The organism is Geobacillus sp. PK12 (assembly GCF_004123125.1).
In the GTDB taxonomy this organism is placed as follows: domain Bacteria; phylum Bacillota; class Bacilli; order Bacillales; family Anoxybacillaceae; genus Geobacillus; species Geobacillus zalihae.
In genome coordinates, this window is the sequence record NZ_SDKL01000060.1 from 1 (window position 1) to 24,329 (window position 24,329).

The following is a 24,329-nucleotide window of genomic DNA, read 5'->3' on the forward strand; positions in this document are numbered from 1 at the left end:
AAAAATCCTCCCGATTTTCGTTGGGAGGGTGCGAAATGTGAGGCAAACACAAAATATAGTGCGGAAGAATCGGTCAGTGCGTATATATAGAAACGAAAGAGGGTGTCCCGATCCTTTTGGGACACCCTTTTCTTGCATATTCCCCTAAAGCCAATGGTGAACAAAAGTCGAAAGAAAAGCAGCCTTTTTCTTATGGGGGCATGGCGGCCTAAACCGATACGATTTTTGAAAACCGTTACGGTCTGCGGCGCTTCGTTTGGATATACCGCTCGAGCCGGTCAAGCCCTTCTTTGAGCACATCGAGCGAATAAGCGTACGACAGGCGGACATGGCCTTCACCGTATTCAGAAAAGGCGCTGCCGGGAACGAGGGCGACGCCGGCGTTTTCGACGACATCGAGGGCAAAATCAAACGAAGACATGCCAAAGGCGGCGATTGACGGAAACAAGTAAAAGGCTCCATCCGGCTTCTCAACCGGCAGCCCCATGGCGGTGAGACGACTGTAGGCATACTCAAGCCGCTCGGCGTAGGCGGCGCGCATCACCTCGGCGTCGTTTTTGCCGGCGGTCAGCGCCTCCACCGCCGCTTTTTGGCTGATCGATGACGTGCACGAGACGCTGTATTGGTGCACTTTCACCATTTGTTCAACGGCGAACGCTGGAGCGAAGACAAACCCGATGCGCCAACCGGTCATGGAGTGCGATTTGCTTAAACCGTTGATGACGATCGTCTGCTCCGGCAGCCACTCGGCGATCGAGTGATGGCGTCCGTGGTAAACGAGCTCGCTGTAAATTTCATCGGAAACGATCCAAATTGGCCGTCCTTTCAAAAAGGAAGCGATGTTCTCAAGCTCTTCGGCTGACAGCGCCGTCCCGGTTGGATTTGATGGGTATGGAAGAACGAGGCAGCGCGTCTTTTCCGTCAAATAAGGCGCAATGAGCTCAGCCGAGAGACGGAAACCGTTTGGCCTTGTGTCGATGTACACCGGTTTCGCTCCGCACAGGCGGATGAGCGGTTCATAGCCAGGATAGACGGGTGCGGGAAGAAGCACTTCCGTCCCTTCCTCCAAAATCGTGCGAAATGCGATATCAAGCGCTTGGCTGGCGCCGACGGTGGCGATGACTTCGTCCGGCGTGTAGCGAAGGCCGTACTTGTCAGCGACGAATTGGCAAGCCGCCTGGCGCAGTTCCAGCAGGCCGGCGTTCGCTGTATACGTCGTGAAATCGGCGGCGATCGCCTCCTGAGCGGCTGCTTTGACATGATCGGGCGTTGGGAAATCAGGCTGGCCGATCGTCAAGGAAACAAGTCCCGGCCGGTCGGCGACAAGGTTGAAAAATTGGCGGATGCCTGATAACTGAATGGCTTGAACACGTGGTTGAATGAGGTGTTTCACGGTTGTCCACCTTTCTTTTTTGTTTCTATTGTACCATTGGCGAGGAAAACGAAAAAACAAAAATGAGCCCCTTTCCGTCCGGATGGTTCCCACAAACGGAAATGGGGCTCACTCGGTCATCGACGATTCACTTTCCAACTTCGTTCGCTCCTTTTACGCGCCGTATTTTTTCAACAGGTCGTTATATTGGGCGGAAAGCTTGAAAAACAACGGCTTGTCACCGGCCGCGAGCGCTTCATCAATTTGTTCCATCAGTTTTTTTCTTTGAAACTGGAAGATCGCTTCTTTCAGCACTTGTTCGGCCATCGGTCCGTAGCTGCTTTTTTCTTCCGGCTGGTTGAACAAAACGGTGCCTTCATTCGGGTATTGTTTTTCGTACATGATTCAGTCCCTCCCATATGGGAACGAAACAGTTCCCTTTCTTATATTATCGTCGTTTTTGATGCTAATGTAAAGAAAATTTAGATAAATATTTTTTGTCAATTTTTTCTCTACATGATTTTTATACCCGTTTTTTGTTGGGGCTTAACAGTTTTTCGGTTATGATAAGAGGAGAACAAGGCAAAGGTGATGGCGATGATTCGCACGTGTGTCGTGACAAAAGAATTTGAGATTTTGTATGATGTTGACGTAACGCTTGTCAACAGCCCGGATGTCTCATGGTATTGGGTTGACTTTCATGAGCCGACGGATGAGGAATCGGCGCTGCTCGCCTCCTTTTTCCGTTTTCACCCACTGGCGATTGAAGACTGTCTCGAATATGTGCAGCGGCCGAAGCTCGATTTTTATGACCGCTACTTGTTTGTTGTGCTTCATGCCATTGCCGGGATGACGCTGGAGGCTGAGGAAGTCGATTTGTTTGTCGGGCAAAACTTCATCGTTTCGTTTCATAAGTCGCCGATTCATGCCGTCGACGAGGTGTGGGAGCGATTGAAGCATGAAGAAGATGTTCAGCAGGGGCCGTTTCACGTCATGTACCGGCTGATCGACAAGCTTGTGGATGATTATTTTCCACCGCTTTACCATATTGAAGACGTGCTGAACGATTTAGAGGAGAATACGAACAATGAACCGATTCACGACATTATTGAAAAAGTGTTTGACATTCGCGGTGATTTATCGAAGCTGCGCCGAACGATCGTGCCGATGCGCGACTTGTTGTACCGCATCATCCACTCCGACCGGCTGCAGCGCATGAAAGAACGGCAGCTGTACTTTCATGACATTTATGATCATTTGCTGAAGCTGTCGGAAATGATTGAGACAAACCGAGAAATTACCGCGGATATCCGCGACAGCTATTTATCGCTCAACTCGAATCGAATGAACAATATTATGATGACATTTACAGCCATTACGACCATTTTCATGCCGCTCTCCTTTATTGCCGGCATTTATGGGATGAACTTTGATTATATGCCTGAATTGCACTGGAAGTACGGATACTTTGTTGTATTGGCCGCCATGGCGGTGATCGGCATGACGATGTTCGTCTGGTTTAAGCGCAACGGTTGGTTTCAGTTGTTGAAAGGAGACTGGGCGAAGGAGGAGCGAGAGCGCCGCCAGTAGCCGTATAAAACGGGCTGTTCCCCTCATATACATAATTACATCATGACGGCAGCGTAAGCGCGAAGGAGGGGAACCGATGGCAAGAGGAATTTGGGGCGTCGACTCGGCGCAAGCCGTAACGGATCAGCTGTTTCAATGCGTGCGGACGGAGCTTGGCTATCCGAAATTTTGGGGCCGTTATTTGTCGGAAGTGCCGAACGTGTCCGAAGGGTTGACACGCGACGAGATCGCCCGCATCCGCAACTATGGCGTGAAGGTGCTGCCGATTTATAACGCCTTCCGCGAAGCGGTCGGCTATGCGAACGGTCAGGTGGCGGCGCGCAACGCGGTGTTCCATGCGCGGCGGCTCGGCATTCCGAAAAATAAACTGCTGTTTGCCAACATCGAAGACTTTTTCGCTGTGGATGCCGCTTGGATCGCTGCTTGGGTGGAAACGCTCTATCCGACCGGATACCGGCCGGGGCTGTACGCGGACCCGACGAAAGGGGATTTCGCCGCTGCCTATTGCGAGGCGGTCAGCCGGAACAACCAAGTGGCGGTGCAGGCGGTCATTTGGAGCGCCGCACCAAGGCCGGGAACGACGAAAGAGCAGAAAGCGCCGCGCTATCAGCCGGCTGCCCCGCCTTGCAGCGCGAATGTCTGGGTGTGGCAGTACGGACGTGATGCAGAAGTCTGCCCGGTTGACACGAATTTAGCTGACCGACGCCTATTGGACTTTTTGTATTGAACAAAGCCGTTGCAAAAAGGCAGCGGCTTTTTTATGCGGCTAAAGAATTGTTGGCTGTTGCGCGTCTTTTCTTTTAATTTTTTTGCTTGGATTGATTATATTAGTAATAGGAAAAAAGGAGGATGTCAGTCGGTTGGGAAAAACGGAACGATGATCGAAAGGAGAGGGAATATGGATCGATCTGTCGCCTCGTTGTTGGATCGCATCCATGAACAATACGAACGATGGAGGGCGGGGCCGCCGCTTGACGGTGGGGAATTGGCCCGATTTTTCAATGCTGTCGGCCGGACGGCGGCGGTGATTGGTCGCAGCGACATCGCTGCTGAAGCAGAGCGGCTCATTCATCGATTGAACGGCCAAACAAAACGGCAATGGACAGCGGAGGAGGCGCTGATGGAGATGGTTTCTCTCCTTCGCTGCTTCTATGAAGCCGGGGAAGCGGCTTCTGCCGCCATTCCCTCTTCGCACCGCCAAGGGCCGAAAGCAGCGATTCTCCTCTGTGGAAATGATCCCCTGTTTTTTGCTTACGTCCGCGGCGCCCTGCAAACCGTGCCATGGCGTTTCACGACGATTCCCTCCCTTGAGCAGGCGGCCGCGTCGATGTTTCGTCTCAGCCCGGATTGCATCATCGTCAGCGTGAAGGAGGGAGAGTGGGAGAATCCGGACTTGACGGTTTTGCTTGAGCGCGCCGGACAGCGCCCCTATCTTCCTGTTGTCATTGTAAGGAGAGACGAGGGCAAAGAGGGGCGGTTGAAAGGTTATGAGCTTGGCGCGGATGATGTCATCACCACCCCAGCGGCAGATGAGCTGTTCGTTCGCGTTCGCCGGCTCATTGAAAAAAAACGAAAAATCGATGACCTTGTGCTCATTGACGAATTGACAGGTGTGTACAACCGGAAGTATTTGCCGCGGGTATACGCCCGCCTTCGGAGCGACCTCGAGCGTTACGGAGCGCCAAGCTGTTTGGCGTTGCTTGATTTGGACCATTTCAAACAAGTCAATGACCGTTTCGGCCACCTTGCAGGCGATGCGGTATTGCAAAAGCTGGCTGCCTTTTTGCGCCAACATACACGTGGAGTGGATACGGTCGTTCGCTTGGGGGGCGAAGAGTTTGTCGTTTGGCTGGCCAAAACGTCCAAAAGCGAGGCTCGTGCAGTGCTTGAGCGGCTGCAACGCCAGTTCGCCGCCGAAAAAGTCGAAGCGGATGGCGCACTCCTATCATGTACGTTTTCCGCCGGCCTGGTTGAGTGCGATGAACCGGATCGGCCGCTTGACTATTGGCTGCGTCTGGCCGACAAGGCGCTGTATGCGGCGAAACGAGGCGGCGGCAATCGGATCGAAGAGGCGGCGCGTGAGAAAAGCGGTTTTTCGGATGAGGCCCCAAGCCAAGCATCAACGGATCGGCGGCGATGGGCGATTGCCATCGTAGACGACGATGAACTCGTGCGGATGATGATTGCTGATCTTGTCCGCAAGCTCGTCAATGAACAGGGGAGGAAAGCAGACATTTACGAGTTTGGCGACGGCCTTTCGTTTCTCGAATCTCCGTTTTATCAAAGCGGGCGGCAATCTGTCGTCATTTTGGATCGGGTGATGCCAAAAATGGACGGCCTTGAAGTGCTGAACCGCCTCCGTCAAGAGCGAAAGCCATACAAGGTGATGATGCTGACGTCGCGCCAAGATGAGCGGGATATTGCCCATGCGCTGAACCGAGGAGCGGACGAGTATGTGACAAAGCCGTTTAAATGGCTTGAGCTTGAGGCGCGGCTGCGCCGGCTGTTGAAGGAGTTGGAGGAGTGATGGCGCTTTTTTCTGCCTTAGCCGCAACGATTGTTTTCCTTGCACTGTTAGTAAACCTCTTTCTCTATTTGGTGGTGCGAAAATGGAGGGAAAATAGACGCCAGGCAGAGATCAGGGTTTTGAAGAAGCGGTTCCATCTTCCGCTGTTTCGTTATGTGCTCGGCGAAGAGGAAGAGCTGCCGTTGCCGTCTTCGCCGCTTGAGCGTGAGGCGATGATGGAGCTTCTTGACCATTTCGCTTCGCTCTTGAAAGGAGAAAAGGTGCAGGAGAGAATCCGAACATTGGCGGAAAAGCATTTTCAAGGATGGCTGCGCCGCCGGTTGTCAAGCCGGGATTGGAGCGAGCGGATGAACGCACTGTTTCTGATCGAGGATTTGCAGATGAAGGCGATGCTGCCGGAGATGGAGCGGTTGTACCTCTCCGACCGGGTGACGAGAGGAGAAGAAGCAAAACTGTTGACGATTTTCGCCCGATTTGACTATAGCTCAGTGGTGGCCTACGTGCTTGAGCCGAAATATGAATTGACCGAGTTTGCGTACCGAGTTATTTTTGGCCATATGAGCGAGCGGCTGCTTCGACAGGTGGAACAGCGATTTGATGAGCTGACGCGGGCGGGGAAATGCGCGTTCGTGGATATGATCGGCATCCGCCGGCGCGAGGAGCGGTCGTTTTTGCTGGAGCTGTTGGCATCCGATGAGTTGGAGCTTCGCGTTCGCGCGCTCAAGGCGATGGCGGAAATCGGCATGCCGCTTGAAGCGGAGAGGCTCAAGCAGCATTTGTGCTCCTTTAGAGGACTGGTGATTGAACAGGGAAGGCGGCTCAATCCTGTTTTTCCTCAAACGGAGAAGCCTTACGGATATTGGCTCTTCACCACAACATGTACTTGACAAGCAATACGGTTTCCTGCACAAAGATGTGCAAAAATCACTGATTTGTTGATTTTCCCTCACAAGCGTAAATAGGGTATGTTCAGAAAAAATCAAGTACAACTTTTGGTGAAGAGCCACAAAAAAATTCGTCATCAGCAGAAGGATGAACATGTCCCTATATTGAGCGCTGCCACTTTACACATTTTGGAGTTCGGGTATTTTTAGGATTGGTGAAAAAACAGGGTGAAACAAAAGAGAGATCGATGTTTCTGCTGCCGGCTCGGTGCTAAGATGCCCCCCTTGTTGAAAAAACAGGCGTCCGCTTAATAGCGGTCGCCGAGTCGTTTAAATACGGGTTTTGTCAGCCGTTTCGGCTTTTGTTCCGGCTTTTCTTTTAATCCGGTGTAGGCCATGAGAATGGCTTTTGCCTCTGACAGCGGCATCCGAGCTGGAGGGTTGCGGTATGAATCGTTGAGAGCGCCAAGGTGCGGAAGGGCGGCGAAATCTTGTTTTGTCGGTGGGATGTGGAAGTAGTAGTCGCCGACGGCGACAAGCACGTCGGATTGTTGTTGGCTGTATTTCGGATTGCGGGAAAAATGGAGGCCCACTTTTTTCGCCTTCCCCTCCTCGAGCAGCTTTTCAATCGCCTTTTTCTTTAGAAGATAAAGGAATGCAGGATTCAACGCGGTTTTCGCATGGCGGTTGACGGTAAAAATCGCTTTGGCAATATTGTCGACCGTCAATTGCAACGGTTTCATCGGCATGTCTCCTTTTTTCTTTCTATTATAACATAGGAAGCAGCGTTGTTGGCCGGTTTGTCCTACTTCTAGCCGGGGGTAAGCGAAAAAACGGTCAACTCCGGCGGAGCGAAGAAGCGAAGCGGCACCCGCGTCGTGCCAAGGCCGCGGTTGACGTACAACAAGAGTCCGCCGACGTGGTAAAACCCTTCATAATACCGCTCAGACAACGGCGGCGTGATAAGCGGCCCGATAAACGGCAACTGAATTTGCCCGCCGTGGCTATGGCCAGACAGTTGAACGTGAATAGGGAAGCGGCGAGCCTCAATGGCACCGTCCGGCTCATGAACGAGGGCGATCGTATATGTCGCCCGCGGAATGCCGTTCGTCATTTTCGACCAGTCCGGGCGTCCGAGCATCATATCGTCGCTGCCGGCGATCGCGATCGCCCCGTGGCCGCGCCGGACGAGTGCATGCTCATTGACGAGAACGCGGAACCCGGCTCGTTCCATCAATCGACGGTAAATATCTGTTCCATAGCCGCCGTGATCATGGTTTCCGTAAATACAAAATTTCCCAAGAGGAGCGCGGACGCCGGCCAACGCCTCAGCGACCGCGTCGACGTGCGGATACCGGTTCGCCTCATGGAGCAGATCGCCTGTGAATACGACGAGATCGGGCCCGAGTTCGTTGATGCGGCCCATGATGCGGTAAAAGCGTTCCAAGCCGTAATAATGGCCGAGATGGAGATCACTGAACTGCAGCAGCTTGACGCCGGCAAACGACTTTGGGATCAGCGGATGCGACAGTGCATGGTGCGTCACGGTCAGCTCGGCTGGCTCAATCCAGCGGGCGTAGCCAGAGGCGGCTGCCATCGCCAGCGCTGCGCTGAAACTTGTGCGCGCCAGCTTTTTCAAAAAGGCGCGCCGGCTTAGTTTGGTTGTTTCGATATGGTGCATCGTTTCGCCGTCCTTTCACAAGTAGCTTTATTATAACGAAAAGGGGGAGAGAAGGACAATAGGGGAACAATAATGTTCGAATATTCCGCTATTTTATGATATGATAGAAATGAATGAGTAATCAGTCATTAGGAGGAGAAATGGATGAACGGAAAAGTGATCATTGTGACCGGCGGGTCGAGCGGAATGGGGAAATATATGGCGAAGCGGTTTGTTTCTGAGGGGGCCAACGTCGTCATTACGGGAAGGCGGGCCGAGGCGCTCGAAGAGGCCAAGCGGGAAATCGCCGCGCCGGATGGAGGGAAAGTGCTTACGATCCCGATGGATGTGCGCAACCCGGAACAAGTGGCGCACATGGTGGAGCGGACTGATGCGGAATTCGGCCGCATCGATGCCCTCATCAACAATGCGGCGGGCAATTTCATTTGCCCGGCGGAAAAGTTGTCGATCAACGGCTGGAACAGCGTCATTAACATTGTGTTAAACGGCACGTTTTACTGCAGCCGGGAAGTCGGCAACTACTGGATTCAGCGCGGCTTGAAAGGGAACATTATCAACATCGTTGCGACATATGCCTGGCATGCCGGCGCCGGGGTCATTCATTCAGCGAGCGCCAAGGCTGGAGTGCTGGCAATGACGCGCACGCTTGCTGTGGAATGGGGGAAAAAGTACGGCTTCCGCGTCAATGCGATCGCTCCCGGACCGATCGAACGGACCGGCGGGGCGGAGCGGCTTTGGGAATCAGAGGAAGCGGAGCGGATGACGTTGGAAAGCGTGCCGCTCGGGCGGCTCGGGACGCCGGAAGAAATCGCGGCGGTCGCCTCGTTTTTGCTTTCGGATGAAGCCGCTTACATTAACGGCGCTTGCATCACAGTCGACGGCGGCCAATGGCTGAACCGGCGGCCGTTTTAACATCTTTCCGAAAGAAGTCTCCCACTTTGAAACGAAGTGAAAGTGGGAGATGAATTCGGTTGGCGTTAGCCAACGAATAGGATAGAATATGGCTAGAANNAGCCCCCATCTCTAAGCGAAGCGTAGGTGGTGGGTAGTTCACTCAAATTTGCCGTAAAGAAAGATGGTCCTCACCCAAAAGGGATTGCAGGCGGTATTTCTTCATTTATCGCGGGCAACCGGCTCATTGCACGTAACGGCTTTTGTCACAAGCGGATTCCCTGCTGTCAGGGGAGCCGCTTTTTTTACGTCAGGAACGATTGGGCAATTATGCTATAATAAAGGCAAAGATGGTCGATGGGAATGAGGTGGGCACGATGGATGCATTAGACGTTATGGCCAACTTGCCGCAAGTGATTCCGCACTATCAACCGATTTTCAGCGCCGATGAGCATGGGGTCGTCGGCTATGAAGTGCTCGGTCGGTTTCAAACGGAAACAGGGCCGGTCAGCCTTGGGCCGTTTTTTCACGATGAAACCATTCCAGAAGAATTTCGCATCGAAGTGGATGATGTGGTTACGAAAAAGGCGCTCGACTATTTTCTGTCGCTTGATGATCAAACGTTGCTCATTTTTTTAAACCGTGATGCCAACTTGCTGATGCTTGACCGCGGCGAGTCGTTTTTGCAGCTGCTTCTCACCTACGAAGCGAAAGGGTTGGCGCTAAGCCGCATCGTTTTGGAAATCAACGAGCAGCATTTCAAGGGAGACGTCGATCAGCTCAGCCATTTATTGACGTATCTTCGTACATACGGCGTTAAAGTGGCGGTCGACAACATCGCCGAACATAGCATTCATCTTGAGCGAATCGGCGTCTTGTCGCCTGACATTTTAAAAATCGATTTGCGTGAATTGCGGAAAACGTCCGTTCATCAAGCATACCAGGAAATCGTTCACTCGATTTCGCTGTTGGCGCGCAAAATCGGAGCGACGCTCCTGTATGAGGACATCGAAACGTCATTTCAGCTTCAGTATGCTTGGCGGCATGGCGGCCGCTATTATCAAGGGTATTATTTGGCCAAGCCGGCGCCTGAGGTTGTGCCGCGCGATTTGTTGAAAGACTTGCTCCGCCAAGAGTGCCATCGCTTCATCCAGCAGGAAAAGAAAAAGCTTGAAACGCTGTATCAAATTGCTGAGCAGTTTCAGCAGCGGATCAGCGCGCTGCTTGGCAAATACAAAAAAGCCGCCGATTTTAACGAGCTCATTTCCCTGTTGGCCGGCGAGCTCGACGATGTTTGCTTCCGCATTTATGTTTGTGATGAGGACGGCTTCCAGCAGTCGGGCAATATGTTCAAGCGCGGCGGCCGGTGGGAGCTTCAGCCGCAATATTATATGAAAAACTGGAGCTGGCGCCCATATTTTTTGGAAAACATTATTCGCATGCGCTCGCGCCGAAGAGGGATTTTGTCCGATTTATACACGGATATTGAAACAGGGGAAACGATCCGGACGTATTCGTATCCGATCGATGAGCGCCATTACTTGTTTATTGACTTGTCGTACAGCTATTTGTTTGAGCATGACGCCCATTATTGACTGCATAAAATCGCCTCATTGCGGCAAAGTAAGCATGAGGTGAAACGTATGGCACAGCTGACTTTCGTATTATCTGTCCTTTCTGTATTGATTGCGGTGATTGGATTTATCTATACGGTCCGTCTCGGCCGCCAGCAGCGCTGGCAAGGAGAGCTTGACGGGCCGATCCCGAAAACGGTCGAGGAGCATGCCTATTTGCGCAACCCGATATTGCTTGCGTATGTGCTCGCCGTCTTGCTTGCTGTGTTTGCCATCGGTTATTTGGCGCTTCGATATTATTGAACGGAAGGTGTCCCAACAAGGCGGGACACCTTTTTTGATGGCCGCCATGCACAAAATATCACGCATCTGTCTGCTTTAAGGAGAGAAAACCGTTTTTTGGTCGCTTGGAAATGACGGTTTTTTCCATGACTTTTTTCCTTTGCCGGCGAATATATATGGAAGCGGAAGAGGCAAAGGGGGAATGGAGATGACGAAGCGGCTGCCGACAAGGCTGTCGGGCGAGGAAGCGGCGTTATTGCTTGACGTTTTGTTCAGCCAGCAATATGCACTCGAGCTCATCCGCTCCGAGCTGGCGGATATCGAAAACGGAGACAAGGAGGTCGATGAACACCGGTACCGGCAGCTGTTGCGTTTATACGACCGCCTGTTGACAGAGGAAGAGGAAGGATAAAAATTGTTGTGCACTATCGCTATCGCAGGAAGCGATAGTCTTTTTTATGGTATGATAACAGTGTGGAGAGGAGAAGATGCAGAAGAAAGGCGGAACATCGGCATGACATGGGAACACAATGAATTCATGCAAATGACTGTCAAGCCATTTCTGATTCCGGCGGATAAAGTGGCGCATGTGCAGCCGGGAAATTATTTGGATCATGCGCTGCTCGTCCTGACGAAAACCGGCTATTCGGCGATTCCGGTATTGGACACATCTTATAAGCTTCACGGGCTCATCAGCATGACGATGATGATGGATGCAATTTTAGGATTGGAGCGCATCGAATTTGAACGTCTCGAGACGATGAAGGTCGAAGAAGTGATGAACCGAAACATTCCGCGCCTGCGGCTTGACGACAGCCTGATGAAGGCAGTGGGGCTTATTGTCAACCATCCGTTCGTGTGTGTGGAAAATGACGACGGCTATTTTGCAGGCATTTTCACTCGACGGGAAGTACTGAAGCAACTGAATAAACAGCTGCACAGGCCTAATGGCGGCCGGAAGCTAGGCCGAAAAGAGGCTGAACAATGAGCAGAAAGGTAATCGTGTGCAATAACAAGAGCAGCTGGCTTTGGCTGATCAGTTCGGAAGCTGCGTGGCAACTTCCGCAAGTACAAGCCTTCGAGAAGATATTTACAGCATTTTGCTCGATGAATTTGTGCTTGTCACAATGATCTCTGTTTTGCTAAAGTAAAAAAGAATACAGGTGTAAAGGAGGATATCGCCCATGAAGATGATGGACGCCAATGAAATCATTTCCTTTATTCAAAACAGCAAAAAATCGACACCAGTCAAAGTATACATAAAAGGGGATCTCGAAGGCATCGATTTCGGCTCAAGCGCGAAAACGTTTATTACCGGCAACGTCGGCGTCGTGTTTGGCGAATGGCAAGACATTCAAGCGGCAATCGAAGCGAATCAAGACAAAATCGAGGACTATGTCGTCGAGAACGACCGCCGCAACTCGGCCATTCCGCTTTTGGATTTGAAAGGCATCAAGGCGCGCATTGAGCCGGGCGCTATCATCCGCGACCATGTCGAAATCGGCGACAACGCCGTCATTATGATGGGAGCGGTCATCAATATCGGCGCCGTCGTCGGCGAAGGAACGATGATCGACATGAACGCGGTGCTCGGCGGCCGGGCGACGGTCGGGAAAAACTGCCATATCGGCGCCGGCGCGGTGTTGGCAGGCGTGATCGAGCCGCCATCAGCCAAGCCGGTCGTCATTGAAGACGATGTGCTCGTCGGGGCGAATGCCGTTATTTTGGAAGGCGTCACGGTCGGCAAAGGAGCGGTTGTGGCTGCCGGCGCCGTTGTTGTCGAAGACGTGCCGCCGTATACGGTCGTGGCCGGCGTGCCGGCGCGCGTCATTAAGCAGATCGACGAGCAAACGCGGGCGAAAACGGAGATTAAGCAGGAGCTTCGCCAATTATAATCATCATAAAAGCTGTCCCTTCACACGAGGACAGCTTTTTTACCCATGGAGGAGAGACGATGTCTGCGATCAGCCCATTTGTCGCCATTCGCCGCGACTTGCATCAAATTCCGGAGCTTGGGTTTCAGGAGTTTAAGACGCAGCAATATTTGCTTCGCTATATCCAGTCCCTGCCGCAAGAGCGGCTTCAAGTCCGGACGTGGAAAACCGGGATTTTCGTCAAAGTCAACGGAACATCGCCGCGCAAAACGATCGGCTACCGCGCCGATATGGACGGGCTGCCGATTCGCGAGGAGACCGGCTTGCCGTATCGGTCGAAACATGAAGGGCACATGCACGCGTGCGGCCACGATGTGCATATGAGCATCGCTCTTGGCGTGCTCACCCATTTTGCTCATCATCCATTGGAAGATGATTTGCTGTTTGTGTTCCAGCCGGCCGAGGAAGGACCGGGCGGAGCAAAGCCAATGTTAGAAAGCGACATCATGCGGGAATGGAAGCCGGATATGATCGTCGCCTTGCATATTGCGCCGGAATATCCAGTCGGTACGATTGCAACGAAAGAAGGGTTGCTGTTTGCCAATACGTCGGAGCTGTTTATTGATTTGAAGGGAAGAGGTGGCCACGCGGCGTTTCCGCATTTAGCGAATGACATGGTCGTCGCCGCCTGCGCATTGGTGACGCAGCTGCAGTCGATCGTCGCCCGCAACGTCGATCCGCTTGACAGCGCGGTCATTACGATCGGGAAAATTGCCGGCGGGACGGTGCAAAACGTCATTGCGGAGCACGCCCGGCTCGAAGGAACGATTCGGACGCTGTCGACTGCAGCGATGCAGAAGGTGAAGCGGCGGATTGAAGCGATCGTGCATGGCATTGAAGTCGCGTACGAATGTGAAACATCCATCGATTACGGTGCCATGTACCATGAAGTGTACAATGATCCGGATCTGACAGCGGAATTTATGAAGTTTGCCAAGGCGCACGGCGGCGTGAATGTGATCCGTTGCAAAGAAGCGATGACTGGCGAAGATTTCGGCTATATGTTGGCGGAAATTCCTGGATTTATGTTTTGGCTCGGTGTTGATTCGCCATATGGGCTGCACCATGCAAAACTGGTTCCGAACGAGGAAGCGATCGACCGCGCCATCGCGTTTTTAATCGACTATTTTTCATGGAAAGGAAACGCAGAATGAAGTATAGTTCCGCCTCTAGCAACACACATTAATGAGTGTGAGGAGGTGGATTGTGATGGCGAAAATTGGTGTTGAGCCATCGTTGACGGATGTACAGGAAGCGTTGAAAGAGCGAGGATATGACGTTGTGCCGCTCCGAGGGGAGCAAGACGCAAGAGGCTGCGACTGCTGCGTCATTACCGGCCTAGACGCCAATATCGCCGGCATTCACAACATCGTGACGTCCGGTCCGGTCATTGAAGCGAGTGGGCTCACCGCAGAAGAGATTTGCCAAAAAGTCGAAGAAAAACTTCGCTGATGACGAACGTTCGGACTGTGTGCGCTGGCAGCCCGTTTTTGGCGAAATGGCGAAATCGCATAGCGTAAAGGAATGGTGGAAAAGGAACGAAGAACGTTTTCGTTCCTTTTTCTTTTTTGCTAAAATAAGGGGAAGAAACAATGCTTGATCAACGATGGAGGAGTGTCAATGAAAAAGAAACAGTTTGCCGTCATCGGCCTCGGGCGCTTTGGCGGCAGCATCTGCCGGACGCTGAGCGAACAAGGGATGGAAGTATTGGCCATTGATATTGATGAAGACCGGGTAAACGAATTTGCGTCGATCGCTTCGCACGCCGTCGTCGGCGACACGACCGATGAAAACGTGCTGAAAAGTTTAGGCATCCGCAACTTCGACCATGTCATTGTCGCGATCGGCGACAACATCCAGGCGAGCATTTTGACGACCCTGATTTTAAAAGAGCTCGGCGTCAACCATATTACGGTCAAGGCAACGAACGATTACCATGAGAAAGTGCTGAAAAAAATCGGCGCTGATCAAATCGTGCATCCAGAGCGCGACATGGGCGAGCGGATCGCTCACAATTTGATTTCCAACAACGTCCTAGATTATCTGGAGCTGTCGGACAAATACAGCATTGTCGAAATCGTGGCAAGCGAGCGGCTTGACGGCCATTCGCTTTTGGAGCTTGACATCCGCGCCCGCTATGGCATCAACATCGTCGCCATCAAGCGTGGAGCAAGCGTCATCGTCTCCCCGCTCGCTTCGGAAATCATCCGCAAAGGCGACGTGTTGGTCGTCATCGGCGCTGACAGCGACATTGACCGGTTTGAGGAAAAAGTGGTCGGTTGACGGCTGGCAGGCGGCCTGTGCATGATGATGACGGAAAAAGGGCATCCTTTTGCAAGGACGCCCTTTTTTCTTTAGATTTCCATGATGATCGGCAAAATCATTGGCCGCCGTTTCGTCCGCTCGTACAAGAACGGAGCGAGCGTTTCCGTAATTTCGTTTTTGATCTCCGACCATTGGTTCGTTTTCCGTTCCAGCACTTTTTCGAGATGCTTGGAGATCAACACTTGCGCTTCGCTGATTAAGTCACCTGACTCACGCATATAGACGAAGCCGCGAGAAATAATGTCCGGGCCGGCGGCGATTTTGAACTCTTTCATGTTGATGCTGACGACGACAATCACGAGCCCTTCCTCAGACAAAATGCGGCGGTCGCGCAAGACGATGTTGCCGATGTCGCCGACACCGCTGCCGTCGATGTAGACGGAGCCGGACGGGATCTTGCCGACGATGCGCGCTTCTTTGTCGCTGATGCCAAGCACTTCGCCGTTGTCCATAATAAAGCAGTTTTCCTCCGGCACGCCGCAGTCGATGGCGAGCTTGGCGTGCATTTTTTGCATGCGGTATTCGCCGTGGATCGGCATGAAATATTTCGGCTTCATCAGCCGGATCATCAATTTTTGTTCTTCCTGCCCACCGTGGCCGGACGTATGGATGTCGTTGAGCGGGCCATGGATGACTTCTGCACCGGCGCGGTACAGCATGTTGATTGTCCGGTTGACGCTCACCGTGTTGCCCGGAATCGGCGATGAGGAAAAGACGACCGTGTCGCCCGGGATGATTTGAATTTGCCGGTGCGTGCCGTTGGCGATGCGCGACAAGGCGGCCATCGGCTCCCCTTGGCTGCCGGTGCATAAAATCGTCACCCGGTTGGCCGGCAGGCGGTTGATTTCGTTCGCGTCGACGAACGTGCCTTTCGGACATTTGATATAGCCGAGGTCTTGTCCGATCTCAATCGCCGCTTCCATGCTTCGACCGAAGACAGCGATTTTTCGGTTGTTGGCGACGGCTGCTTCCGTCACCTGTTGGAGACGGTGGATGTTGGATGCAAATGTGGCGAAAATGATGCGTCCTTCCACCTTGCGGAAAATGTCGTGAATGCTTTCACCGACGCGCCGCTCCGACATCGTAAAATGCGGGATCTCGCTGTTCGTGCTGTCCGACAGCAGGCAAAGAACTCCCTCTTTCCCAATTTCGGCCATTTTTGTCAAATTGGCCGGCTCGCCGACCGGCGTAAAGTCGAATTTAAAATCCCCAGTGTGAACGATTTGCCCGACTGGCGTTTTCACAACAATACCGTAGCTGTCCGGAATGCTGTGTGTCGTCCGGAAAAAGGTGACGGCCGTTTTTTGGAAGCGGATGACATCGTCTTCGCGAATCTCAATGAGTTTCGCTTGGCGCAACAATCCATGTTCCTCAAGCTTATTGCGAATCAGCCCAAGCGCTAATTTGCCGCCGTAAATCGGGATGTTCACCTGCCGGAGCAAATACGGAATGCCGCCGATATGGTCTTCGTGCCCGTGGGTGATGAACAGTCCTTTCACTTTGTCCGCGTGCTTCACTAAATAGGAGTAGTCTGGAATGACATAGTCGATCCCAAGCAGCTCATCTTCCGGAAACTTAATGCCTGCGTCAATGACAATGATTTCGTCTTGGAATTGTACGCCGTATGTATTTTTTCCGATTTCACCCAGTCCGCCGAGGGCAAAAACGCCAACTTGCTGGTCTGTCAACAGCTTCATGATGAAATCTCCAATACTTGAAAGTTCGGGCTTTTCTTTTCGTATTCTAGATGCGCTCCCTCTAACGGCTGAATATACTCAATATTGATCGGACGGCCTTCGAGTTTTCGGCGTACATCCCGCTCTGATTCTGCTTCGATGTAGAGTGTTTTCGTTTTTTCTCTCACGGGCACCTCGTCTGCGTTTTCTTGGTAAAACACTTTGAAAATCATCGTGAAATCTCTCCTTATCGTACAATGGTTGCTCTATCTATTATATAAGAATGTAACGTTCTTTTCATGTATTTTGTTGCCAAAAGCAAAAAACAGGCGTGAGATGTGCCGACGATATGCATCATCTTTGATGAATGTTGCCCGCTTTATTCGCCAAAGTGGGAAAGAAGCCCTTCGAATGGAAGGGCTGTTGTTGTAACGGTCAGGCGATCAATTTTTTCCGGAGCAGGTCTTTCCACTGTTGAAGCAGCTTTTTTTTCAGCTTTTTCAACATGTTTCATCACTCCTTACCTTTTATTGTACTCATTTTGCGGTGAAAGTAAATGTTCTATTCTATATGATATGTAGGCGGAGGTTTGTTTTTCATGGGTAAAAATGGAACAGATCGTGCCTCTTGGTTGACATTCCGGGCGTTTTTCAGTACGGTAAACAATGAACAATTTTTTTACAAGGGGAAGTGAACGTGGGCAGAAAAATCGTCTTTTTCGACATCGACGGCACGCTTCTTGATGAGCAAAAGCAGCTGCCGTTGTCAACGATCGAAGCGGTTCGCCGCCTGAAGCAGTCGGGCGTTTATGTCGCCATCGCCACCGGACGCGCTCCGTTTATGTTTGAGCATGTGCGCAAACAGCTTGGCATCGATTCGTTCGTCAGTTTCAACGGCCAATACGTCGTTTTTGAAGGGAATGTGCTATACAAGCAGCCGCTCCGGCGCGAGAAAATCAGGGCGCTGACGGAGGAAGCCCACAAAAACGGCCATCCGCTCGTCTTTATGGATGCGGAGAAAATGAGAGCGAGCATCAGCGACCATCCGCACATCCACGTCAGCATGGCGAGCCTAAAATTCGCCCACCCGCCTGTCGACCCTCTTTATTATGAGAACAAAGACATTTACCAAGCGCTTCTGTTTTGCCGCGCCGAGGAAGAAGAACCGTATGTGCGCAACTATCCCGAATTTCGCTTCGTCCGTTGGCACGACGTCTCGACGGATGTGCTGCCGGCAGGGGGCTCGAAGGCGGAAGGCATCCGCATGATGATCGAAAAGCTCGGGATCGATAAGAAGGATGTGTACGCGTTCGGCGATGGATTGAATGATATTGAAATGCTGTCGTTTGTCGGAACCGGGGTGGCGATGGGCAACGCCCATGAGGAAGTGAAAAGGGTCGCCGACTTCGTTACGAAGCCGGTCGATAAGGAAGGCATTTGGTACGGATTGAAACAGCTGCAGCTCATCCGATAAAAAGCGGCCTTGGCCTTTTCGGCGAGGCCGCTCGCCATTGACAGCGGGCTTTTTAGCGCCCGATTGGAATCGCTCCGTCCGGCACTTGAAACGGGTCATCGGGGTTGATGCGGTCATAGAACATAATGCCGTTTAAATGATCGATTTCATGTTGGAAGACGATGGCCGGCAACCCTTTTAAGCGCAGTGTGACTTCTTCGCCGTCGATCGTCGTCCCAGTGACCGTGATGCGGGCATAGCGCGGCACATACCCCGGCACGTCGCGGTCGACCGACAGGCAGCCTTCCCCGGTCGTCAAGTAACATTGCTGGACGGAATGGCTGACGATTTTCGGATTGAACAAGGCGTAGCTGTACAGCGTCCCGTTTTCATCGGTGACATGGACGGCGATCATCCGCTTTGAGACGTTGATTTGCGGGGCGGCAAGGCCAATGCCGGGCCGCAGGCCGTATTTCGCTGCCAGCTCCGGGTCTTGGCTCATTTTCACGTAGTCAAGCAAGCTTTGCAAAATGCGCTTATCTTCCTCTGAAGGCGGCAACGGAACGGGTTCGGCGATTTTCCGCAATGTCGGATGCCCCTCTTTGATGATGTCCTTCATCGTGATCATTCGCTTCGTTCACTCCCTACGTTTGGCATCGCTGTCTATCGTTTAGTCTAACAAAATGAGCATCGATCGTAAATAAAAACGCAACCGCACGAATATATTATTCGAGTATAAGGAAAACAATAAGACAAATTCGAGAAAACGTTTTCATTATCTTGTCAAGCCACTGTGTGTTTTGTATTTTGTGAAAATATAATACAGGACTCATACAGATGGTGAGGGATGTAATATAACAGTTTGTGGGCGGAATATTACCAATTCCAATTTCACCCAAAAGATAAAGCGAAAAAACATGAGAAATCAAAGTCGTTGACGGTTGATCCAAGAACGTGTAAACTAAAACTTGCAAATGCGTATTGTACTAATTCAATCTTGAAAAATAGTGAAACAGATTTCGGCGCCTTTGTTGCTTGCGTTGGCGCCGGATGGCGGCCGTTTTTTATTTCTCTTTCATTTTGGGTACATTAATAGTATATGGGTGAATGTATTCTCATTTCTAAAATTTCTCATGAAAGGCAGAGGTGGATGACATGGGTGTGAAAACCTCCCAGTTTCGATTTGCGGAGCAGCTCGAGAAAGTAGCCGAGCAGTTTCCGACGTTTCAAATTTTGAATGAAGAAGGCGAAATCGTCAACGAAGAGGCGATGCCGGAGTTAAGCGATGAGCAGCTGAAAGAGCTGATGCGCCGCATGGTGTATACGCGCATCCTCGACCAGCGCTCCATTTCGTTGAACCGCCAAGGCCGACTCGGGTTTTACGCGCCGACCGCCGGGCAAGAAGCGAGCCAAATCGCCAGCCATTTTGCGCTTGAGAAAGAAGATTTCATTTTGCCGGGATATCGCGACGTTCCGCAAATCATTTGGCACGGGCTTCCGCTTTATCAAGCGTTTTTGTTCTCGCGCGGCCACTTTCATGGCAATCAAATTCCTGAAGGCGTCAACGTCTTGCCGCCGCAAATTATTATCGGGGCTCAATACATTCAAGCGGCCGGCGTGGCGCTCGGTTTGAAAATGCGGGGCAAAAAGGCGGTGGCCATTACATATACCGGCGATGGGGGCACATCGCAAGGCGACTTTTATGAAGGGATCAACTTCGCGGGGGCGTTTAAGGCACCGGCCATCTTTGTTGTGCAAAACAACCGCTTTGCCATCTCGACGCCAGTGGAGAAGCAAACGGTCGCCAAAACATTGGCGCAAAAAGCGGTCGCTGCCGGCATTCCGGGCATTCAAGTCGACGGCATGGATCCGCTTGCGGTCTACGCCGCGGTGAAAGCAGCCCGCGAACGCGCCATTAACGGCGAAGGGCCGACGCTCATCGAAACGCTTTGCTTCCGCTACGGTCCGCACACGATGTCCGGCGACGATCCGACGCGCTATCGTTCGAAAGAACTCGAAAACGAATGGGCGAAAAAAGACCCGCTTGTCCGCTTCCGCAAGTTTTTAGAAGCGAAAGGTTTATGGAGCGAAGAGGAAGAAAACCGCGTCATCGAGCAGGCGAAAGAGGACATCAAGGAAGCGATCAAAAAAGCGGACGAAACGCCGAAACAAAAAGTGACCGACTTAATCAGCATCATGTTCGAAGAGCTGCCGGCGAACTTAAAAGAGCAGTATGAAATTTATAAAGAGAAGGAGTCGAAGTAAGCCATGGCGCAAATGACAATGGTTCAAGCGATCACCGATGCGCTGCGCATCGAGATGAGAAACGATCCGAACGTGCTGGTGTTTGGCGAAGACGTTGGGGTCAACGGCGGCGTATTCCGGGTGACCGAAGGGCTGCAAGCTGAGTTTGGCGAAGAACGTGTGTTTGATACGCCGCTGGCCGAATCGGGGATTGGCGGTTTGGCGATCGGCTTGGCTTTGCAAGGGTTTCGCCCGGTGCCGGAAATTCAGTTTTTCGGGTTCGTCTATGAGGCGATGGATGCGATTTGCGGACAAATGGCGCGCATCCGCTACCGCACTGGCGGCCGCTACCATGTTCCGATTACGATTCGTTCGCCGTTTGGGGGCGGCGTCCATACGCCAGAATTGCACTCAGACAGCTTAGAAGGACTCGTCGCCCAACAGCCGGGCTTGAAAGTCGTCATCCCGTCGACGCCGTATGATGCGAAAGGATTGCTCATCTCGGCGATCCGCGACAACGACCCGGTTATTTTCCTTGAGCATTTGAAACTGTACCGTTCGTTCCGACAAGAGGTGCCGGAAGGAGAGTACACAATTCCGATCGGCAAAGCAGACATTAAGCGTGAAGGGAAAGACATTACGATTATCGCGTACGGGGCCATGGTGCATGAATCGTTAAAGGCGGCGGCAGAATTAGAGAAAGAAGGCATTTCTGCCGAAGTCGTCGACTTGCGCACCGTGCAGCCGCTCGATATTGAGACGATCATTGGTTCGGTCGAAAAAACGGGCCGCGCCATCGTCGTTCAAGAAGCGCAACGGCAAGCCGGCATCGCCGCCAACGTCGTTGCTGAAATTAACGAGCGCGCGATTTTAAGCCTTGAGGCGCCTGTATTGCGCGTCGCCGCGCCGGATACCGTCTATCCGTTCGCTCAAGCAGAATCGGTGTGGCTGCCGAACTTTAAAGACGTGATCGAGACGGCGAAAAAAGTGATCAACTTCTAATTTGGACAAGTCCGGGGGAGCGAAGCGCCTTCCCCCGCTCATTTTCGGCAAACGATAGGAGGTCGACCTACAGTGGCATTTGAATTTAAGCTGCCGGACATTGGCGAAGGCATTCACGAAGGCGAGATCGTCAAATGGTTCGTCAAGCCGGGCGATGAAGTGAACGAAGACGACGTGTTGTGCGAAGTGCAAAACGACAAAGCGGTCGTCGAGATCCCATCTCCTGTCAAGGGGAAAGTGCTTGAGATTCTCGTCCCGGAAGGAACGGTGGCGACGGTTGGGCAAACGCTCATTACGCTCGATGCGCCGGGCTATGAAAACATGACGTTTAAAGGACAAGAACACGAAGAAGTGAAAAAAGAGGAAAAAGCGGAAACGGTGTCGAAAAAGGAAATGGTTGAGACCGCTGCTCCGAGCGCACCGGCGGCCGAAGCGGAAGTCGACCCGAACCGCCGCGTCATCGCGATGCCGTCTGTGCGCAAATATGCGCGTGAAAAAGGCGTCGATATCCGCCTCGTCCAAGGCACGGGGAAAAACGGCCGCATTTTGAAAGAAGATATTGATGCCTTCCTCGCCGGCGGCGCGAAAGCCGCGGCTGAGCCGACGCCGCAAGCGGCGGAAGAGAAGGCAGCGCCGCAAGCGCCAGCGGCGAAACCGGTTATGCCGGAAGGCGAATTCCCGGAAACGCGCGAGAAAATGAGCGGCATCCGTCGGGCGATCGCCAAGGCCATGGTGCATTCGAAACATACGGCCCCGCACGTGACGCTGATGGACGAAGCCGATGTGACGAAGCTTGTTGCTCACCGAAAAAAATTCAAGGCCATTGCCGCGGAAAAAGGCATCAAGCTGACGTTCTTGCCGTATGTCGTCAAAGCGCTTGTTTCTGCGCTGCGTGAATATCCGGTGCTGAATACGTCGATCGACGATGCGACGGAGGAAATTATTCATAAGCATTACTACAACATCGGCATCGCCGCTGATACGGATCGAGGGTTGCTCGTGCCGGTCATTAAACATGCCGACCGGAAGCCGATTTTCGCGCTGGCGAAGGAAATCAACGAACTCGCTGAAAAAGCGCGCGAAGGCAAACTGATGCCAAACGAAATGAAAGGCGCATCGTGCACGATCACGAACATCGGCTCAGCCGGTGGGCAATGGTTTACGCCGGTCATCAACCATCCGGAAGTGGCGATTCTTGGCATCGGCCGCATTGCCGAAAAACCGATCGTCCGCGACGGTGAAATTGTCGCTGCTCCGGTCTTGGCGCTCTCGCTCAGCTTTGACCATCGGATGATCGACGGAGCGACAGCGCAAAAAGCGCTCAACCATATCAAGCAGCTGTTAAGCGATCCAGAATTATTATTAATGGAGGCGTAAAACGATGGTAGTTGGCGATTTTGCAATTGAAACAGAAACGCTCGTCGTTGGCGCCGGCCCTGGCGGCTATGTCGCCGCCATCCGCGCCGCACAGCTCGGCCAAAAAGTGACGATTGTGGAAAAAGGAAATTTGGGCGGCGTCTGCTTAAACGTCGGCTGCATCCCGTCCAAGGCGCTCATCTCGGCAAGCCATCGCTACGAGCAGGCGAAACATTCCGACGAGATGGGCATCAAGGCGGAAAACGTCACGGTTGATTTCTCGAAAGTGCAAGAATGGAAAGCGAGCATCGTCAAAAAATTGACGGGCGGCGTCGAAGGACTTCTCAAAGGCAACAAAGTCGACATTGTCAAAGGGGAAGCGTACTTCGTCGACGCCAATACGGTGCGCGTGGTCAACGGCGACAGCGCGCAGACGTATACGTTTAAAAACGCGATTCTGGCCACCGGTTCGCGTCCGATCGAGCTGCCGAACTTCAAGTTTTCCGGCCGCATTCTCGACTCGACCGGTGCGCTCAACCTCGGGGAAATCCCGAAATCGCTCGTTGTCATCGGCGGCGGCTACATCGGCATCGAACTCGGTACGGCTTACGCCAATTTTGGTGCGAAAGTGACGATTCTGGAAGGGGCCGGTGAGATTTTATCCGGCTTTGAAAAGCAAATGGTGTCCATCATTAAGCGCCGTCTGAAGAACAAAGGGGTCGAAGTTGTGACGAATGCGCTCGCAAAAGGAGCCGAAGAGCGTGCAGACGGCGTGACGGTCACGTATGAGGCGAACGGCGAAACGAAAACGATCGACGCCGACTATGTGTTGGTGACGGTCGGCCGCCGACCGAATACAGATGAACTTGGTCTTGAACAAATCGGCATCAAAATGACGAACCGCGGCTTGATTGAAGTGGACCAACAATGCCGGACAAGCGTGCCGAACATTTTCGCCATCGGCGACATCGTTCCAGGCCCGGCGCTCGCCCATAAAGCGTCGTATGAAGGGAAAGTGGCGGCGGAAGCCATCGCCGGCCATCCGTCGGTAGTGGATTACATCGCCATTCCGGCTGTAGTCTTCTCCGATCCAGAATGCGCCTCGGTCGGCTACTTTGAACAACAGGCGAAAGAGGAAGGCATCGACGTCATTACGGCGAAATTCCCGTTTGCCGCCAACGGCCGCGCTCTGTCACTCAACGATACGGACGGCTTCTTGAAGCTTGTCGTCCGCAAAGAAGACGGCGTTGTGATTGGAGCGCAAATCATCGGCCCGAACGCCTCGGATATGATCGCCGAGCTTGGGCTGGCCATTGAAGCCGGCATGACGGCGGAAGATATCGCCTTGACGATTCATGCCCATCCGACGCTTGGCGAAATCGCCATGGAAGCGGCGGAAGTGGCGCTTGGCACGCCGATTCATATCATTGCGAAGTAACGGAAAACGAAGGTGCCCCAAACACAGCGGGGCACCTTTTTCCTGCGGTGCAATAAGCAGGAAACATCATCCAGAAGCAAGATGATTGGCAGAAAAGAAAT

26 protein-coding genes are annotated in these 24,329 nt (G+C 52.5%); 18 read left to right on the forward strand and 8 right to left on the reverse strand.

The genetic code is table 11. From position 1 onward, the window contains the following. Positions 1-235: 235 nt before the first annotated feature. Together ETR37_RS15840 and ETR37_RS15845 are read right to left on the reverse strand one after the other, a co-directional pair. Positions 236-1,393: an aminotransferase A gene (locus tag ETR37_RS15840; RefSeq protein WP_129447505.1), complete on the reverse strand. Its 1,158-nt coding sequence runs from the start codon at positions 1,391-1,393 to the stop codon at positions 236-238. Between the two features lie 153 nt (positions 1,394-1,546). Beyond that, complete coding sequence (locus ETR37_RS15845; protein ID WP_015374326.1) at positions 1,547-1,774, reverse strand: IDEAL domain-containing protein; 228 nt, start codon at positions 1,772-1,774, stop codon at positions 1,547-1,549. A gap of 189 nt (positions 1,775-1,963) precedes the next feature. Between ETR37_RS15845 and corA the strand changes: the two genes are divergently transcribed. From corA to ETR37_RS15865, 4 genes are all read left to right on the forward strand, one after another. After that, positions 1,964-2,962, forward strand: coding sequence for a magnesium/cobalt transporter CorA (gene corA, locus ETR37_RS15850; RefSeq protein ID WP_033005298.1), 999 nt, complete (start codon positions 1,964-1,966; stop codon positions 2,960-2,962). A gap of 76 nt (positions 2,963-3,038) precedes the next feature. Next, the gene (locus ETR37_RS15855) at positions 3,039-3,689 is read left to right on the forward strand and encodes a glycoside hydrolase domain-containing protein (protein WP_015374328.1); all 651 of its coding nucleotides are present in this window, start codon (positions 3,039-3,041) and stop codon (positions 3,687-3,689) included. 171 nt (positions 3,690-3,860) lie between these two features. Then, positions 3,861-5,489, forward strand: coding sequence for a diguanylate cyclase (locus tag ETR37_RS15860; RefSeq protein WP_129447506.1), 1,629 nt, complete (start codon positions 3,861-3,863; stop codon positions 5,487-5,489). Between the two features lie 119 nt (positions 5,490-5,608). Beyond that, positions 5,609-6,376: a hypothetical protein gene (locus ETR37_RS15865; RefSeq protein ID WP_015374329.1), complete on the forward strand. Its 768-nt coding sequence runs from the start codon at positions 5,609-5,611 to the stop codon at positions 6,374-6,376. 305 nt (positions 6,377-6,681) lie between these two features. Here ETR37_RS15865 and ETR37_RS15870 read toward each other — a convergent pair whose 3' ends face one another. Together ETR37_RS15870 and ETR37_RS15875 are read right to left on the reverse strand one after the other, a co-directional pair. Further along, a complete protein-coding gene (locus tag ETR37_RS15870; RefSeq protein ID WP_015374330.1) occupies positions 6,682-7,116 on the reverse strand; it encodes a YkyB family protein in 435 nt (144 codons plus the stop codon). A gap of 68 nt (positions 7,117-7,184) precedes the next feature. Continuing rightward, a complete protein-coding gene (locus tag ETR37_RS15875) occupies positions 7,185-8,054 on the reverse strand; it encodes a metallophosphoesterase (protein WP_015374331.1) in 870 nt (289 codons plus the stop codon). Positions 8,055-8,198: 144 nt separating this feature from the next. On the opposite strand from ETR37_RS15875, the gene fadH reads away from it, so the two are divergent. From fadH to ETR37_RS15920, 9 genes are all read left to right on the forward strand, one after another. Continuing rightward, on the forward strand, positions 8,199-8,966 hold the full coding sequence (fadH, locus tag ETR37_RS15880) for a 2,4-dienoyl-CoA reductase (protein ID WP_013523307.1): 768 nt from the start codon (positions 8,199-8,201) through the stop codon (positions 8,964-8,966). A 356-nt stretch (positions 8,967-9,322) separates the two neighbouring features. Continuing rightward, positions 9,323-10,540: an EAL domain-containing protein gene (locus ETR37_RS15885; RefSeq protein ID WP_015374332.1), complete on the forward strand. Its 1,218-nt coding sequence runs from the start codon at positions 9,323-9,325 to the stop codon at positions 10,538-10,540. A 48-nt stretch (positions 10,541-10,588) separates the two neighbouring features. Next, the gene (locus ETR37_RS15890; protein WP_013145904.1) at positions 10,589-10,822 is read left to right on the forward strand and encodes a hypothetical protein; all 234 of its coding nucleotides are present in this window, start codon (positions 10,589-10,591) and stop codon (positions 10,820-10,822) included. 187 nt (positions 10,823-11,009) lie between these two features. Continuing rightward, positions 11,010-11,213 carry an antirepressor AbbA gene (gene abbA / locus ETR37_RS15895; RefSeq protein WP_013145903.1) on the forward strand — a complete coding sequence of 68 codons (204 nt, stop codon included), beginning with the start codon at positions 11,010-11,012 and terminating at the stop codon, positions 11,211-11,213. A 102-nt stretch (positions 11,214-11,315) separates the two neighbouring features. Beyond that, positions 11,316-11,789: a cyclic-di-AMP-binding protein CbpB gene (gene cbpB, locus ETR37_RS15900; protein WP_011230548.1), complete on the forward strand. Its 474-nt coding sequence runs from the start codon at positions 11,316-11,318 to the stop codon at positions 11,787-11,789. Between the two features lie 196 nt (positions 11,790-11,985). Continuing rightward, positions 11,986-12,696: a 2,3,4,5-tetrahydropyridine-2,6-dicarboxylate N-acetyltransferase gene (gene dapD / locus ETR37_RS15905; RefSeq protein ID WP_011230549.1), complete on the forward strand. Its 711-nt coding sequence runs from the start codon at positions 11,986-11,988 to the stop codon at positions 12,694-12,696. Positions 12,697-12,755: 59 nt separating this feature from the next. Then, positions 12,756-13,889, forward strand: coding sequence for an N-acetyldiaminopimelate deacetylase (locus ETR37_RS15910; RefSeq protein ID WP_015374334.1), 1,134 nt, complete (start codon positions 12,756-12,758; stop codon positions 13,887-13,889). A gap of 55 nt (positions 13,890-13,944) precedes the next feature. Continuing rightward, entirely contained in the window at positions 13,945-14,187 is a 243-nt protein-coding gene (locus tag ETR37_RS15915) for a YkuS family protein (protein WP_011230551.1), read from the forward strand. Between the two features lie 168 nt (positions 14,188-14,355). After that, a complete protein-coding gene (locus ETR37_RS15920) occupies positions 14,356-15,018 on the forward strand; it encodes a potassium channel family protein (protein ID WP_013145901.1) in 663 nt (220 codons plus the stop codon). A 71-nt stretch (positions 15,019-15,089) separates the two neighbouring features. Here ETR37_RS15920 and rnjA read toward each other — a convergent pair whose 3' ends face one another. From rnjA to ETR37_RS20045, 3 genes are all read right to left on the reverse strand, one after another. Beyond that, on the reverse strand, positions 15,090-16,757 hold the full coding sequence (rnjA, locus tag ETR37_RS15925; RefSeq protein WP_011230553.1) for a ribonuclease J1: 1,668 nt from the start codon (positions 16,755-16,757) through the stop codon (positions 15,090-15,092). Beyond that, the gene (locus tag ETR37_RS15930) at positions 16,754-16,969 is read right to left on the reverse strand and encodes a DNA-dependent RNA polymerase subunit epsilon (protein WP_013145900.1); all 216 of its coding nucleotides are present in this window, start codon (positions 16,967-16,969) and stop codon (positions 16,754-16,756) included. Before ETR37_RS15930 ends, rnjA begins: the two co-directional genes overlap by 4 nt. A gap of 146 nt (positions 16,970-17,115) precedes the next feature. Further along, positions 17,116-17,250: a hypothetical protein gene (locus tag ETR37_RS20045; RefSeq protein ID WP_014195339.1), complete on the reverse strand. Its 135-nt coding sequence runs from the start codon at positions 17,248-17,250 to the stop codon at positions 17,116-17,118. A gap of 176 nt (positions 17,251-17,426) precedes the next feature. Here ETR37_RS20045 and ETR37_RS15935 point away from each other — a divergent pair, with 176 nt between their 5' ends. After that, complete coding sequence (locus ETR37_RS15935) at positions 17,427-18,209, forward strand: Cof-type HAD-IIB family hydrolase (protein WP_015374335.1); 783 nt, start codon at positions 17,427-17,429, stop codon at positions 18,207-18,209. A gap of 52 nt (positions 18,210-18,261) precedes the next feature. Here the strand turns inward: ETR37_RS15935 and def are convergent, their stop codons facing one another. Further along, complete coding sequence (gene def / locus ETR37_RS15940; RefSeq protein WP_011230557.1) at positions 18,262-18,816, reverse strand: peptide deformylase; 555 nt, start codon at positions 18,814-18,816, stop codon at positions 18,262-18,264. Between the two features lie 527 nt (positions 18,817-19,343). Here def and pdhA point away from each other — a divergent pair. The 4 genes from pdhA (at position 19,344) to lpdA (ending at position 24,228) form a co-directional block, all read left to right on the forward strand. Then, on the forward strand, positions 19,344-20,453 hold the full coding sequence (gene pdhA, locus ETR37_RS15945; protein ID WP_013523311.1) for a pyruvate dehydrogenase (acetyl-transferring) E1 component subunit alpha: 1,110 nt from the start codon (positions 19,344-19,346) through the stop codon (positions 20,451-20,453). Positions 20,454-20,456: 3 nt separating this feature from the next. Then, complete coding sequence (gene pdhB, locus ETR37_RS15950) at positions 20,457-21,434, forward strand: pyruvate dehydrogenase complex E1 component subunit beta (RefSeq protein WP_011230559.1); 978 nt, start codon at positions 20,457-20,459, stop codon at positions 21,432-21,434. A gap of 72 nt (positions 21,435-21,506) precedes the next feature. Next, positions 21,507-22,811, forward strand: a complete 1,305-nt coding sequence (locus ETR37_RS15955; RefSeq protein WP_015374336.1) for a dihydrolipoamide acetyltransferase family protein — start codon at positions 21,507-21,509, stop codon at positions 22,809-22,811. Between the two features lie 4 nt (positions 22,812-22,815). After that, complete coding sequence (gene lpdA, locus ETR37_RS15960; RefSeq protein WP_013145896.1) at positions 22,816-24,228, forward strand: dihydrolipoyl dehydrogenase; 1,413 nt, start codon at positions 22,816-22,818, stop codon at positions 24,226-24,228. The last annotated feature ends 101 nt before the right edge of the window (positions 24,229-24,329 follow it).

What these genes read in the sequence shown, in the direction of transcription:
- ETR37_RS15845 (WP_015374326.1), bottom strand. Translation starts at nt 1,774, where the DNA reads ATGTACGAAAAACAATACCCGAATGAAGGCACCGTTTTGTTCAACCAG.
- corA (WP_033005298.1), top strand. Translation starts at nt 1,964, where the DNA reads ATGGCGATGATTCGCACGTGTGTCGTGACAAAAGAATTTGAGATTTTG.
- ETR37_RS15855 (WP_015374328.1), top strand. Translation starts at nt 3,039, where the DNA reads ATGGCAAGAGGAATTTGGGGCGTCGACTCGGCGCAAGCCGTAACGGAT.
- ETR37_RS15860 (WP_129447506.1), top strand. Translation starts at nt 3,861, where the DNA reads ATGGATCGATCTGTCGCCTCGTTGTTGGATCGCATCCATGAACAATAC.
- ETR37_RS15870 (WP_015374330.1), bottom strand. Translation starts at nt 7,116, where the DNA reads ATGAAACCGTTGCAATTGACGGTCGACAATATTGCCAAAGCGATTTTT.
- ETR37_RS15875 (WP_015374331.1), bottom strand. Translation starts at nt 8,054, where the DNA reads ATGCACCATATCGAAACAACCAAACTAAGCCGGCGCGCCTTTTTGAAA.
- fadH (WP_013523307.1), top strand. Translation starts at nt 8,199, where the DNA reads ATGAACGGAAAAGTGATCATTGTGACCGGCGGGTCGAGCGGAATGGGG.
- ETR37_RS15885 (WP_015374332.1), top strand. Translation starts at nt 9,323, where the DNA reads ATGGATGCATTAGACGTTATGGCCAACTTGCCGCAAGTGATTCCGCAC.
- ETR37_RS15890 (WP_013145904.1), top strand. Translation starts at nt 10,589, where the DNA reads ATGGCACAGCTGACTTTCGTATTATCTGTCCTTTCTGTATTGATTGCG.
- abbA (WP_013145903.1), top strand. Translation starts at nt 11,010, where the DNA reads ATGACGAAGCGGCTGCCGACAAGGCTGTCGGGCGAGGAAGCGGCGTTA.
- cbpB (WP_011230548.1), top strand. Translation starts at nt 11,316, where the DNA reads ATGACATGGGAACACAATGAATTCATGCAAATGACTGTCAAGCCATTT.
- dapD (WP_011230549.1), top strand. Translation starts at nt 11,986, where the DNA reads ATGAAGATGATGGACGCCAATGAAATCATTTCCTTTATTCAAAACAGC.
- ETR37_RS15910 (WP_015374334.1), top strand. Translation starts at nt 12,756, where the DNA reads ATGTCTGCGATCAGCCCATTTGTCGCCATTCGCCGCGACTTGCATCAA.
- ETR37_RS15915 (WP_011230551.1), top strand. Translation starts at nt 13,945, where the DNA reads ATGGCGAAAATTGGTGTTGAGCCATCGTTGACGGATGTACAGGAAGCG.
- ETR37_RS15920 (WP_013145901.1), top strand. Translation starts at nt 14,356, where the DNA reads ATGAAAAAGAAACAGTTTGCCGTCATCGGCCTCGGGCGCTTTGGCGGC.
- rnjA (WP_011230553.1), bottom strand. Translation starts at nt 16,757, where the DNA reads ATGAAGCTGTTGACAGACCAGCAAGTTGGCGTTTTTGCCCTCGGCGGA.
- ETR37_RS15930 (WP_013145900.1), bottom strand. Translation starts at nt 16,969, where the DNA reads ATGATTTTCAAAGTGTTTTACCAAGAAAACGCAGACGAGGTGCCCGTG.
- ETR37_RS20045 (WP_014195339.1), bottom strand. Translation starts at nt 17,250, where the DNA reads ATGAAACATGTTGAAAAAGCTGAAAAAAAAGCTGCTTCAACAGTGGAA.
- def (WP_011230557.1), bottom strand. Translation starts at nt 18,816, where the DNA reads ATGATCACGATGAAGGACATCATCAAAGAGGGGCATCCGACATTGCGG.
- pdhA (WP_013523311.1), top strand. Translation starts at nt 19,344, where the DNA reads ATGGGTGTGAAAACCTCCCAGTTTCGATTTGCGGAGCAGCTCGAGAAA.
- pdhB (WP_011230559.1), top strand. Translation starts at nt 20,457, where the DNA reads ATGGCGCAAATGACAATGGTTCAAGCGATCACCGATGCGCTGCGCATC.
- lpdA (WP_013145896.1), top strand. Translation starts at nt 22,816, where the DNA reads ATGGTAGTTGGCGATTTTGCAATTGAAACAGAAACGCTCGTCGTTGGC.